This window comes from Pseudoduganella lutea (assembly GCF_004209755.1).
Taxonomy (GTDB): Bacteria; Pseudomonadota; Gammaproteobacteria; order Burkholderiales; family Burkholderiaceae_D; genus Rugamonas; species Rugamonas lutea.
This window is the reverse complement of the sequence record NZ_CP035913.1, coordinates 4,914,347-4,926,631: the sequence shown is the minus strand read 5'-3', so window position 1 is coordinate 4,926,631 and position 12,285 is coordinate 4,914,347. Positions and strand designations below refer to the sequence as shown.

The 12,285-nt window shown below is 62.7% G+C and carries 16 protein-coding genes; 5 read left to right on the top strand and 11 right to left on the bottom strand.

All coding sequences use genetic code 11. The features are described from left to right. Positions 1-56 precede the first annotated feature (56 nt). Both ilvN and EWM63_RS21040 read right to left on the bottom strand, forming a co-directional pair. Positions 57-548 carry an acetolactate synthase small subunit gene (gene ilvN / locus EWM63_RS21045; protein WP_130188288.1) on the bottom strand — a complete coding sequence of 164 codons (492 nt, stop codon included), beginning with the start codon at positions 546-548 and terminating at the stop codon, positions 57-59. 1 nt (position 549) lies between these two features. After that, positions 550-2,271 (bottom strand): acetolactate synthase 3 catalytic subunit, encoded by a 1,722-nt coding sequence (locus EWM63_RS21040; protein WP_130188287.1) that lies wholly within the window; start codon positions 2,269-2,271, stop codon positions 550-552. Positions 2,272-2,765: 494 nt separating this feature from the next. On the opposite strand from EWM63_RS21040, the gene EWM63_RS21035 reads away from it, so the two are divergent. The 5 genes from EWM63_RS21035 to EWM63_RS21015 are packed head-to-tail and all read left to right on the top strand — an operon-like array spanning position 2,766 to position 5,402. Beyond that, complete coding sequence (locus tag EWM63_RS21035) at positions 2,766-3,335, top strand: RNA polymerase sigma factor (protein ID WP_130188286.1); 570 nt, start codon at positions 2,766-2,768, stop codon at positions 3,333-3,335. Then, complete coding sequence (locus tag EWM63_RS21030) at positions 3,332-3,739, top strand: DUF3619 family protein (RefSeq protein WP_130188285.1); 408 nt, start codon at positions 3,332-3,334, stop codon at positions 3,737-3,739. Before EWM63_RS21035 ends, EWM63_RS21030 begins: the two co-directional genes overlap by 4 nt. A gap of 2 nt (positions 3,740-3,741) precedes the next feature. Beyond that, entirely contained in the window at positions 3,742-4,539 is a 798-nt protein-coding gene (locus tag EWM63_RS21025) for a DUF3106 domain-containing protein (protein WP_130188284.1), read from the top strand. A 13-nt stretch (positions 4,540-4,552) separates the two neighbouring features. Beyond that, a complete protein-coding gene (locus tag EWM63_RS21020) occupies positions 4,553-5,053 on the top strand; it encodes an RDD family protein (protein WP_229487403.1) in 501 nt (166 codons plus the stop codon). 37 nt (positions 5,054-5,090) lie between these two features. After that, on the top strand, positions 5,091-5,402 hold the full coding sequence (locus EWM63_RS21015) for a hypothetical protein (protein ID WP_229487402.1): 312 nt from the start codon (positions 5,091-5,093) through the stop codon (positions 5,400-5,402). An 87-nt stretch (positions 5,403-5,489) separates the two neighbouring features. On the opposite strand, the gene EWM63_RS21010 is transcribed toward EWM63_RS21015, so the two are convergent. The 9 genes from EWM63_RS21010 to EWM63_RS20970 form a co-directional block, all read right to left on the bottom strand. Continuing rightward, positions 5,490-6,170 (bottom strand): RNA pseudouridine synthase, encoded by a 681-nt coding sequence (locus EWM63_RS21010; protein ID WP_130188282.1) that lies wholly within the window; start codon positions 6,168-6,170, stop codon positions 5,490-5,492. Beyond that, complete coding sequence (locus tag EWM63_RS21005) at positions 6,163-7,062, bottom strand: class I SAM-dependent methyltransferase (RefSeq protein WP_130188281.1); 900 nt, start codon at positions 7,060-7,062, stop codon at positions 6,163-6,165. The genes EWM63_RS21010 and EWM63_RS21005 overlap by 8 nt, the downstream gene beginning before the upstream one ends. After that, a complete protein-coding gene (gene iscX, locus EWM63_RS21000) occupies positions 7,049-7,243 on the bottom strand; it encodes a Fe-S cluster assembly protein IscX (RefSeq protein WP_130188280.1) in 195 nt (64 codons plus the stop codon). The genes EWM63_RS21005 and iscX overlap by 14 nt, the downstream gene beginning before the upstream one ends. Positions 7,244-7,245: 2 nt before the next feature. After that, positions 7,246-7,587 (bottom strand): ISC system 2Fe-2S type ferredoxin, encoded by a 342-nt coding sequence (fdx, locus tag EWM63_RS20995; RefSeq protein WP_130188279.1) that lies wholly within the window; start codon positions 7,585-7,587, stop codon positions 7,246-7,248. Between the two features lie 53 nt (positions 7,588-7,640). Beyond that, on the bottom strand, positions 7,641-9,533 hold the full coding sequence (gene hscA, locus EWM63_RS20990; RefSeq protein ID WP_130188278.1) for a Fe-S protein assembly chaperone HscA: 1,893 nt from the start codon (positions 9,531-9,533) through the stop codon (positions 7,641-7,643). Positions 9,534-9,614: 81 nt separating this feature from the next. After that, positions 9,615-10,130 carry a Fe-S protein assembly co-chaperone HscB gene (gene hscB / locus EWM63_RS20985; protein WP_130188277.1) on the bottom strand — a complete coding sequence of 172 codons (516 nt, stop codon included), beginning with the start codon at positions 10,128-10,130 and terminating at the stop codon, positions 9,615-9,617. Between the two features lie 37 nt (positions 10,131-10,167). Then, positions 10,168-10,491, bottom strand: coding sequence for an iron-sulfur cluster assembly protein IscA (gene iscA, locus EWM63_RS20980; RefSeq protein ID WP_130188276.1), 324 nt, complete (start codon positions 10,489-10,491; stop codon positions 10,168-10,170). A gap of 55 nt (positions 10,492-10,546) precedes the next feature. After that, positions 10,547-10,930, bottom strand: a complete 384-nt coding sequence (iscU, locus tag EWM63_RS20975; protein ID WP_130188275.1) for a Fe-S cluster assembly scaffold IscU — start codon at positions 10,928-10,930, stop codon at positions 10,547-10,549. Positions 10,931-11,014: 84 nt separating this feature from the next. Then, positions 11,015-12,280: an IscS subfamily cysteine desulfurase gene (locus EWM63_RS20970; RefSeq protein ID WP_130188274.1), complete on the bottom strand. Its 1,266-nt coding sequence runs from the start codon at positions 12,278-12,280 to the stop codon at positions 11,015-11,017. Between the last annotated feature and the right edge of the window lie 5 nt (positions 12,281-12,285).

Below are 12,285 nucleotides of genomic sequence, written 5' to 3'. Positions count from 1 at the left end.
CCTAAGTATTTTGTGTGAATCGTATTAACGTTTTACTGGTCCGGCCTGGCCGGTGATCAGAGCTTCAGGATCCGCTCGCCGCGGCCGATGCCGGAACCGCCCGTGCGGACCGTTTCCAGGATCGAGGTACGGTCGATCGCGTCGATGAAGGCATCGAGCTTGCTCTTTGCACCGGTCAGCTCGATCGTGTAGGTTTTTTCGGTCACGTCGATGATGCGGCCACGGAAAATGTCCGCGGTGCGCTTCATCTCTTCGCGCTCCTTGCCTACCGCCCGCACCTTGATCAGCATGAGCTCGCGCTCGATGTGCTGGCCTTCGGTCAGGTCCACCACTTTCACCACTTCGATGAGGCGGTTCAGGTGCTTGGTGATCTGTTCGATGATGTCGTCCGAGCCGCTGGTGACGATCGTCATGCGCGACAGCGTTGGATCCTCGGTGGGCGCCACGGTCAGCGTTTCGATGTTGTAGCCGCGCGCCGAGAACAGGCCGACGACGCGGGACAGGGCACCTGCTTCGTTTTCAAGCAGTACAGAGATAATGTGTCGCATATCAGAGGTCCTCCGAACCAAGCAGCATTTCGGACAGGCCCTTGCCGGTCTGGATCATCGGCCACACGTTTTCGCTTTGGTCGGTGATGAAGTTCATGAACACCAGGCGGTCCTTCATGCCGAAGGCTTCGCGCAGCGCGCCGTCGACGTCGCCCGGCTTTTCGATGCGCATGCCGACGTGGCCATAGGCCTCGGCCAGCTTCTCGAAATCAGGCAGCGAATCCATGTACGACTCGGAATAGCGCGAACCGTAGTCCAGCTGCTGCCACTGGCGAACCATGCCCAGGAAGCGGTTGTTCAGCATGATGATCTTCGGCGTCAGGTGATACTGCTTGCAGGTAGCCAGTTCCTGGATGTTCATCTGGATCGAGCCCTCGCCGGTGATGCAGGCAACCGTCGCATCCGGATTCGCCATCTGCACGCCCATCGCGTACGGCAAGCCGACGCCCATCGTGCCCAGGCCACCGGAGTTGATCCAGCGGCGCGGCTTGTCGAACTTGTAGTACTGCGCGGCCCACATCTGGTGCTGGCCCACGTCCGACGTGATGAACGCGTCGCCGCGCGTGATCTCGTAGACTTTTTCCACCACGGCCTGCGGCTTGATGACCAGGTCCGACGTTGGATACTTCAGGCACTCGCGGTTGCGCCATTCGGTGATCTGGTTCCACCACTTCGACAGCTGGGCCGGATTCGGCCGGTGGTCGGCCGCGTCGAGCTGCGCGAGGAATTCGACCAGCACGTCCTTGACGTTGCCGACGATGGGGATGTCCACCTTCACGCGCTTGGAGATCGACGACGGGTCGATGTCCACGTGGATGATCTTGCGGGGGTTCGATGCGAAATGCTTCGGGTTGCCGATCACGCGGTCGTCGAAACGGGCGCCGATGGCGATCAGCACGTCGCAGTTCTGCATCGCCATGTTCGCTTCGTAGGTGCCGTGCATGCCGGGCATGCCCACCCACTGGTCGCTCGAGGAGCGCGAGCCGCCCAGGCCCATCAGCGTATTCGTGATGGGGAAGCCGAGGCGCTCGGCCAGTTTGTTCAGTTCGGGGGCTGCATTGGCCAGGATCACGCCGCCGCCGGCGTAGATCATCGGGCGCTCTGCCGACAGCAGCAGCTGCACCGCCTTGCGGATCTGGCCCGAATGGCCCTTGTCGACCGGGCGGTACGAGCGCATCTCGATCTCCTTCGGATAGGAGAACGTATGCTTGTGCATCGAGATGTCCTTCGGGATATCGACGAGCACGGGGCCTGGACGGCCGGTGCTGGCGATATAGAAGGCCTTCTTGATGGTTTCCGCCAGGTCCTTGACGTCCTTGACGAGGAAGTTGTGCTTGACGACCGGGCGCGTGATGCCGACGGTGTCGCACTCCTGGAAGGCATCCTGGCCGATGGCATGGCTCGGCACCTGGCCGGAAATGACGACCATCGGCACGGAATCCATATAGGCCGTCGACAGGCCGGTCACCGCATTGGTGACGCCGGGGCCCGACGTGACGATGGCAACGCCGACCTTCTGCGAGCTGCGCGAGTACGCGTCCGCTGCATGGATGGCGGCCTGCTCATGGCGAACCAGGATGTGCTGGAATTTGTCTTGCTTGAAGATGGCGTCGTAGATATAGAGGACTGCTCCTCCCGGATAGCCGAAGACGTGTTCGACGCCCTCTTCGGCCAGACAGCGCACGAGTATCTCGGCGCCAGTGATGGCTGCTTCGTTGTTCATGAAACATTCCTTTCAAGGTCCATAGGAGATTGAACGGATGCTCTTGCCTGTCGAAGTTAGCCTATCGCCACAGCTCCCTCATGCATACTTTTCATTCACGGTCACGCCGGCTGTTCCCCCAACCGTAGTGGGGTGCGAGACGGTCGCTGTAACGCGATTCTTTCTGCCTGAGTTTCTGCAGCTGTTCGGCCGACCTCTCGCGCTTTTGGCACGGGCTGGAGCAAACTGCTGACATATGAAAGCGGATCGGGCACGGCGGCCTTTTGTGCAGCGGCGCGCGATCTGGGAGCCTCGTGGTGTGCGAAGCATTCCATACGTTACTGCGTTGCACCATCAATGGTCAAGGAATATTATGATTTTTCCGTCTTGATGCTCCCGTTCGGTGCATGAAGAATGGATAAGCGTGGCAAAAAGCGCCAAAAAAATGCGGGAATACTTGATTTTTGCTAGGATGCACTCCTTAGAAGACCTCAACGGCACGTTTCCCCCTCCTGATGGCAACAGATAAAGAACTTTCGGACTTTCTGGAAAACGTCGAACGACGTGCCTTCAAGCAGGCGGTCTATGCGGTACGCAAGGATGAGGCAGCACTGGACATCGTCCAGGACGCAATGATCAAACTGGCGGAGAAATACGGCGACAAGCCGGCCGCCGAACTCCCCCTGCTGTTCCAGCGCATCCTGCAAACCACCATCCTCGATTATTTCCGCCGCGAAAAGGTGCGAAACACGTGGGTCAGCCTGTTTTCCGGCCTGGGAAATTCCCAGGAGGAACATGAGGATTTTGATATACTCGAATCCTACGAGGCCGAACAAGGCACCCAGGCCGCCGAGTCCAGCGCCGACCAGGTCGAGCGCATGCAGACCTTGCAACTCATTGAAGATGAAGTGCAAAAACTCCCGACACGTCAACGGGAAGCATTCCTTATGCGTTACTGGCAGGATATGGATGTAGCAGAGACGGCCGCAGCGATGGGATGTTCCGAAGGGAGCGTGAAAACACATTGCTCTAGAGCAACTCACACTCTCGCCGAAGCACTCAAAGCCAAGGGAATCAAACTATGAATACCGAAGAAATCAATTTCGCTTACCGCGTGCGCCATGCGCTCAACGAGAAGCTGGACGATTTGCCGGCTTCGACGACCGACCGCCTTGCCAGCGCCCGCCAGGCTGCCCTGGCCCGCAAGAAAGCGCACGTCGACGTGCGCGTGACCCGTAGTGCCACGGTGGCTACCACCGCTGGCGGCAACGGTTTCTTCTCGGCACCGATCGGCTGGATCAGCCGCTTCTCCGTCGTGCTGCCGCTGTTGCTGGTGGTGGGCGGCATGGTGGGTGTTTACCAGTACGAGCAGCAGCAGTCGATCGCCGAGCTGGCGGAGCTGGATGCCGCCCTGCTGTCGGACGAACTGCCGCTGTCGGCCTACCTGGATAACGGCTTCAACGCCTATCTCGAAACGCGCGGGCGTTGAGGATGGCGCAAAAGCACGGGCGTGCATGGGCAGTTGGTGGCATTGCCGCGCTGATCGTTGCGATCGGCGTCGGCGTTGCTGCGTTGCGCTATAACCGTCCGGATGCGGCGCCGTCACCGGCGGCTTCCGCATCGGCATTGCTCGCGCCTTCCGTCGCCGAATTGCGCTGGCAGGATCTCACGCCTGCCCAGCAGGAAGCGCTTGGCCCGCTGAAGGCGGGTTGGGACGACCTGGGGCCTGTGCGCAAGCAAAAGTGGCTCGACATCGCCGGCCGCTATGCGTCCATGAAACCCACCGAGAAAAAGCGCATGCTCGAACGCATGCGCGCCTGGACGGAAATGTCGCCCGAGGAACGCAAGGCCGTGCGCGAAAACTACGCACGTGCCCAGCGCGCCGTCGGCGGCAAGAAGGCGGCCCAGTGGGAAGAATACCAACAGCTGTCCGACGAAGAAAAACGCAAGCTGGCCAAGGCCGGGACGGCGAAAAAGCAGCAGGTCGCCAAGCCGCCCACGCCCGCGCAGAGCCTGGCCAAGACACCGCAACCGGTCAAGCCGCACGGCCCGGTCGCGCCCCCGCCGGCCATGACGTCCACGTCGCCGGCGCCCGTGCCCTCGCCTGCCCCGGCCCCTGCGCCGCAGCCGGCCCAGGAACTCGTGTATCCGCTCGAAGGAGCCGCTACGCCAGCCGTGATGATGCAGCAGAACCCGCCGTCACCGGCCGCTTCCGCGCCCCCTGCCGCCCCGGCAACGCCGGCAGCGCCGGCATCCACCGTGTCGGGCTCTCCCAATGCAGCCAGATAACGCGGCAGTATCCATGCCCTCGATCAGGCGCCGCCTGGTGTCGATGGTGTATGAACTGCTGCTCGCGTTTGCCGCCCTGTTCCTGCCATTCCTCGTGTTCGAATTCGCCGTCGACGCCAGCCATGCCGCCGCCGTCGAGCATGGCCGCCAGGCGCTGGCGTTCCTCGTGCTGGGCGCGTATTTCATCCATCAATGGAGCCGCAAGGGCCAAACACTGGCCATGCAGACGTGGCGCCTGCGCGTCACGCTGCCCGACGGCGCGCCATTGCCGCTCCAGCGCGCCGCGCTGCGTTACCTGCTGGCCTGGATGTGGGTGCTGCCGGCGCTCATCGCCAGCCGGGTGTTCGGGCTGGAGCACTGGCATGCGCTGGGCGCCATCGCCATCGGCATCGGTGCGTGGTCGCTGACGGCCTTCCTCGACCGCGACCGGCAATTCCTGCACGACCGCATCGCCGGCACGCGCCTCGTGCAGTTGCCGAAGCCTGCAAAGAAGGCTGCCGCCAAGGCAGCCTGACCTTGCGCGCGGCCATTGCCGCCCTCATTTGCGGCGGATGAAACCGGACGACGACACCCCCGCCGAACCGCTGTGCCCATTGTGCGGACGCCCGCTCGGCACCGCCAACATCGACCGGCACCACCTGGTGCCGAAGACGTTCAAGGGCCGCGCCCAATTCCCCATCCATAAGATCTGCCACCGCAAGATCCACTCGGTCTTTACCGAAAAAGAATTGTTCCGCACGTATCACACGTGGGACAAGCTACGGGAAAACGACGATATCCGCACGTTCATCGACTGGGTCGCCCGCAAGCCACCGGAGTTCTATACGACCACGGCAACGGCGAACAGCAAGAAGCGGAAATAAGATAACAGAAAGCAAAACTGGGGACGTACCCCTGTTTAGAGGAAATTTCCTCCAAACACGGGTACGTCCCCAGTTTTTTTGGGCGGGTCAGAAGCGTTCGTAACCCAGCAGGTAGCGCCATTGGCCGGCCGGCAGGCTGCCCATCGACACACGCCCGATGCGCAGGCGCTTGACGGCGGTTGGCGTGAGGCCGACGGCGCCGCACATCCGGTCGATCTGGCTGGGCTTCGGCCCCTTCACGGCAAAGCGCAGCCGGCGTTCGTTTTGCCAGCTCACCTTCGTGGCGCCCTGGTTCAGCTGGGCAAGGCCATTGTCGACGATCGTGCCGTCGACGTCGACAACCAGTTCCTGCTCGACGGAGCCCGGTTCGTCGACGAGCTTGCGGATCACCCGGTAATCCTGCGTGAACACGAACAGCCCGCTGGCCGAGGCGTCGAGCGGCAGCGCGGGCGTCAGGTTGTGCAGGTGGCGCTTCAGGAAGCGCTCGCCCCCATGGCCGCTGCGGTGCAGCGTCTCTTCCGACAGGCAGCGCAGCGCGTCGGCGCCAGCCGGTTTGTTCAGCAAGATCGTGACCGGCACGATCTCCAGCAGCGTGGCATCGGGCGCCAGCGCCACCGTCTGCGCCGGCGCCACGCGGGCGCCCGGCTCTTCGACGACGGCACCGTCGACCAGCACGAAGCCGCCTTCGATGTACAGCTCCGCTTCGCGCCGCGAGCAGCCCTTCTCGTCCATTACCCGCTTGGACAGGCGGATCGTGTCGTCACTCATGGCCAGCCTCCGCGCCCGTATAGAAACGGTCGCCCATTTCCTGCAAGCCGACCGTATCGAGCACTTCCTTCAGTCGGTCGGCCGGGCGCCTGCGCGGCAGGTTCTTGTACGTGGCAATGATCAGTTCGTTCTTCATCGAATGCTCCCAGCCCACCAGCTCCGTCACGTTGACCTGGTAGCCGTGCGCTTCCAGCTGCAGGCAGCGCAGCACGTTGGTGATCTGGCTGCCGAATTCGCGGGTGTGGATCGGGTGGCGCCAGATTTCCGTGAGCGCGCTCTTGCCGAGCGACTGGCCCTTGTTTTTCTTGAGCACCGTTGCCACTTCGGCCTGGCAGCACGGCACGAGCACGATGTGCTTTGCGCGTTTTTTCAGTGCGAAGTCGATCGCGTCATCCGTCGCCGTATTGCAGGCGTGCAGCGCGGTGACGATGTCGACCGTCGGCGGCAGTTCGGACGAGGTCGTCGACTCGGCCACCGACAGGGGCAGGAACGACATGCCCGGGAAGTCGAACTTCGCGGCCAGCTCGCGCGAACGCTGCACCAGCTCGTCGCGCGTCTCGATGCCGTAGATATGCGAATCGCGGTGCGCGTCGCCCTGCAGCGCCTTGAAGAACAGGTCATACAGGATGAAGCCGAGGTAGGACTTGCCTGCGCCATGGTCGACCAGCGACACGGCGCCCTTCTCCTTCACCACGTCGTTCAGCAGCGGCTCGATGAACTGGTACAAGTGATAGACCTGCTTGAGCTTGCGCCGGCTGTCCTGGTTCAGCTTGCCATCGCGCGTGAGGATGTGCAGTTCCTGCAGCAGCGCGACGGACTGGCCCGGCTTGATTTCCGGGATATCCGTCACCGTGGTGGGCAGCACCGCTTTCGCGGCCTTACTGTGCTTCATCGATCCACGCCTGCTGGATCGCTTCCAGGATCTTTTCGCCGCCGCGCTTGTGGTCGTCGTCGAAGCCTTCGAGCGTCACGACCCAGTTGTGCAGGTCCGTGAAACGGATTGCCGTGGGATCCAGGTGCGGATACTTGTCATACAGCGCTTCCGCGATCGCCGTGATGTCCGTCCATTTCATGGTCAGTGCGAACCTTCGCTGGCATGGTTGATGGTGTATTTCGGGATTTCGATGACGAGGTCCTCATCGGCCACGATCGACTGGCAAGACAGGCGCGACTGCGCTTCCAGGCCCCAGGCCTTGTCGAGCAGGTCTTCTTCCGTTTCGGTGGCTTCGTTCAACGAATCGAACCCTTCGCGCACGATCACGTGGCAGGTGGTGCAGGCGCACGATTTTTCGCACGCGTGCTCGATATGGATGTCGTTGTCCAGCAGGACGTCGCAGACGGACTTGCCCGCTTCCGTCTCGATGACGGCGCCTTCGGGGCACAGCTTGGCATGGGGCAGGATGACGATTTGTGGCACTTGCTACCTCTGTAATGATTTTGTATGAAGCGGTTTGGTTATGCGACCCGCACTTAGGCAACTTGATCCAGCGACTTGCCCGCCAGCGCGCTGCGCACGCTGCGGTCCATGCGGCGCGAAGCGAATTCCTCGGTGCCGTGCGCCAGTTCCTCGACGGCGGCTTTCACGGCAAGGTGGTCAACTGCATTGTCCCCTGAAGCGGCCACCGATGCGGCCAGCACGTCGCGCGTCTTCTGCATCAGCGCATCGACGGCAACCCGCTCCTCGTCCGACAGCAGGCCCGCATCGTCGTCGAGCGCGGACTGCGTGGCCAGCAGGATGCGCTCGGCCTCGACCTGTTCTTCGCGCAGCGCGCGCGCCTTCATGTCGCTTTCAGCGGACGTGTACGACTCCTGCAGCATGCGCGCGACATCGTCGTCGCCCAGGCCGTACGACGGCTTCACGGTGATCGACGCTTCGACGTTGGAGCGCAGTTCGCGCGCCGAGACGGACAGCAGGCCATCGGCATCGACCTGGTAGGTGATGCGGATGCGCGCCGCGCCGGCCGCCATCGGCGGAATGCCGCGCAGCTCGAAGCGCGCCAGCGAACGGCAGTCGGTCACCAGTTCGCGCTCGCCCTGCAGCACGTGCACGGCCAGTGCCGTCTGGCCATCCTTGAACGTGGTGAACTCCTGGGCGCGGGCGCAGGGAATCGTCGAATTACGCGGGATGATCTTTTCCACCAGCCCGCCCATCGTCTCGATGCCCAGCGACAGCGGGATCACGTCCAGCAGCAGCCAGTCGTCGCCGGCGGCACGGTTACCGGCCAGCAGGTTCGCCTGGATGGCAGCGCCCAGCGCCACTACCTTGTCCGGGTCGATGTTCGCATGGGGGATCGTGTGGAAGAATTCGCCCACGGCGCGCTGCACGTGCGGCATGCGCGTGGCGCCGCCCACCATGACGACGCCATCGATATCGTCGGCGTCCACGTTCGCGTCGCGCAACGCCTTCTTCACGGCGTTCATCGTCTTGGCGACGAGATGTTTCGTGATCTCGTTGAACGTCTCGGCGGTAATCACCAGGTGCACGTTTTCGCCGGAAGACAGGCTGGCGTCGACCAGCACTTCGCTCTTCGTCGACAGCAGTTCCTTGGCTTCGCGCGCCTTGACCATCAGCACGGCGGTGTCCTTGTCGTTCAGCGGCGCCAGCTTTTCCTGCGCGTGGATCCAGCAAAACAGGCGGTGGTCGAAATCGTCGCCGCCCAGCGCCGAGTCGCCGCCGGTGGCCAGCACTTCGAACACGCCTTTCGACAGTTTCAGGATCGAGATGTCGAACGTGCCGCCGCCCAGGTCATACACGGCGAACAGGCCTTCGGAGCCGTTGTCGAGGCCGTAGGCGATGGCGGCGGCGGTCGGTTCCGACAGCAGGCGCAGCACGTTCAGGCCGGCCAGCTGGGCCGCATCCTTCGTGGCCTGGCGCTGCGCGTCGTCGAAATACGCCGGCACCGTGATCACGGCGCCCACCAGGTCGTCGCCCAGTGCATCTTCCGCGCGCTGGCGCAGCGTGGCCAGGATCTGGGCCGACGTTTCGACCGGGCTCTTCACGCCGGCCACCGTCTTCAGCTGCACCATGCCCGGGCCATCGACGAAGTCATACGGCAGGTTTTCCGCGTACGCGATGTCCTTCAGGCCGCGGCCCATGAAGCGCTTGACGGAAACCACCGTGTTCTTCGGGTCGGTGGTCTGCGCCGCCAGCGCCTTGTAGCCGATGTTGGCGTTGCCGTTCGGCAGATAGCGCACGACGGACGGCAGCAGCGGCCGGCCATCCTCGTCGTTCAGCACCTCGGGAATGGACGAGCGCACGGTGGCGACCAGCGAGTTCGTCGTGCCCAGGTCGATGCCGACCGCCAGGCGATGCTGGTGCGGCGCCGTGGACATGCCTGGTTCGGAAATTTGCAGAAGAGCCATGTAAAACCTGTTGTTGTTGTGCGCCTGCCGGATGCTGCATGCCGCCAGGGCAAGCCACCGCGGCGCGTGGTGGATATGCGGCTATGCGTCGAGCGCGTCGAAGGCAAAGCGCACTTCTTCGCCGAATTTTTCCAGGAACATCAGTGCGCGCACGCCCTGCGCGGCGGCGTGGTAATCGCCCGCGTCCAGCTGCGCCTCGATATCCTTCAGCAGATCCTTGCGGGCGGTGCGCAACTGGCCGTCGAGCTTGTCGAGCAGGGCGGCATCGCGCGCCGCGCGCGCCTCGGCCAGTTCCTCGCGCCATTCCATCTGCTGCATCAGGAACGCCATCGGCATCGCCGTGTTCGACTCGGTCTGCAGGTCGACGCCATGCAATTCGCACAGGTACTGGGCGCGCCGCTGCGGATTCTTCAACGTTTGATAGGCTTCGTTGGCGCGGGTGGCCCACTGCATCGCGACACGCTTTTCAGCGTCCGTGGCGTTGACGAACTTGTCGGGATGCACGCGGCCCTGGACTTCGCGATAGGCGGCGTCCAGCGCACCGGCATCGATGGCGAACTGCCGCGGCAGCTGGAATAATTCGAAATGGTTCTGCACGGTCGATTAATCTGTAATGCGGGATCCGCGATGCGGATCAGACGCGGAAGCTCTCGCCGCAACCGCAGGCGTCTTTTTCGTTCGGATTGTTGAACTTGAAGCCCTCGTTGAGGCCTTCACGCGCGAAGTCGAGTTCCGTGCCATCGATGTACGGCATGCTTTTCGGATCGACGAATACCTTCACGCCGTGCGATTCGAACACCGAATCCTCCGGCGCCGCTTCATCGACGTATTCCAGCTTGTAGGCCAGCCCCGAGCAGCCCGTCGTGCGCACGCCGAAGCGCAGGCCGACGCCCTTGCCGCGCCGTTCGATGTAGCGGGAGATGTGCTTTGCTGCTTTTTCGGTCAGGGTGACTGCCATGCGAATTCCTCCTTCTGCGGAACCCGCGTTGCGGGTTCCGTTCATGCATTCAAACTCAGGCCGAGTGCTTGGCCTTATAGTCGCTCACTGCTGCCTTGATGGCGTCTTCTGCCAGGATCGAGCAATGGATCTTCACCGGCGGCAGCGCCAGTTCCTCGGCGATCTGCGTGTTCTTGATGGCCAGCGCTTCGTCGAGCGTCTTGCCCTTGACCCATTCGGTCACCAGCGAGCTCGAAGCGATCGCCGAACCGCAGCCATAGGTCTTGAATTTCGCGTCTTCGATCAGGCCATTCGCACCGACCTTGATCTGCAGCTTCATCACGTCGCCGCAAGCCGGCGCGCCGACCATGCCGGTACCGACGGTGTCGTCGCCCTTTTCAAACGCGCCCACGTTGCGCGGGTTTTCATAGTGGTCGAGTACTTGTTCCGAGTAAGCCATGATATTGCTCCTTGTTTGTAGACTTGGTGTCTGACACCGGTTTTCCCGATTGGTGTCAGACACCAACTGAATAAGTTGAACTGCTTAGTGAGCGGCCCACTGGATCGAATTGATGTCGATGCCTTCCTTGAACATGTCCCACAGTGGCGACAGTTCGCGCAGCTTGCCCACTTTCGACTTCATCAGTTCGATGGCGAAGTCGATGTCCTGTTCGGTCGTGAAGCGGCCGATCGTGAAGCGGATCGAGCTGTGCGCCAGTTCGTCGCTGCGGCCCAGCGCGCGCAGCACGTACGACGGTTCCAGGCTGGCCGAGGTGCAGGCCGAACCGGACGATACCGCCAGGTCCTTCACGGCCATGATCAGCGACTCGCCTTCCACGTAGTTGAACGACACGTTCAGGTTGTGCGGCACGCGATGGTCCATGTCGCCGTTGATGTAGACCTCTTCGATCGTCTGCAGGCCCGTCGCGAGCCGGTCGCGCAGCACCTTGATGCGGGCGATCTCGTCATCCATCTCTACCTTGGCCAGGCGGAACGCTTCGCCCATGCCCACGATCTGGTGCACCGGCAGCGTGCCCGAACGCAGGCCGCGCTCATGGCCACCGCCATGCATCTGCGCTTCGAGGCGCACGCGCGGCTTGCGGCATACATACAGCGCGCCGATGCCTTTCGGGCCGTAGGTCTTGTGCGCCGTGAACGTCATCAGGTCGACTTTCAGCGCCTGCACGTCGATGGCCAGCTTGCCGGTCGCCTGCGCGGCGTCGCAATGGAAGATGATGCCCTTGCCACGGCAGAATGCCGCGATCTCGCCGACCGGCTGGATCACGCCGATCTCGTTATTGACCAGCATGACGGAGACCAGGATCGTATCCGGGCGCACGGCCGCAGCCAGCTGCTCGACGGTGATCAGGCCGTTATCCTGCGGGTCCAGGTACGTGGCTTCAAAGCCCTGGCGTTCCAGTTCGCGCACGGTATCCAGCACGGCCTTGTGCTCGGTCTTCACCGTAATGATGTGCTTGCCCTTGGTCTTGTAGAACTGTGCCGCGCCCTTGATCGCCAGGTTGTTGCTTTCGGTAGCGCCGGAGGTCCAGATGATTTCCCGCGGATCGGCATTGATCAGCGCCGCCACGTGGCCGCGCGCCTCTTCCACGGCCGCTTCCGCCGTCCAGCCGTACATATGGCTGCGCGAGGCGGGGTTGCCGAACTGCTCGCGCAGGTACGGGATCATCTTGTCCGCCACCCGGGGGTCGATCGGCGTGGTGGCCGAATAGTCCATGTAGATCGGGAAGTGCGGCGCGGTCTTGAAATCGACCGGGGCAACCTTGGGGACGTTTTTTTCAGGGGCGTTCATCTTTT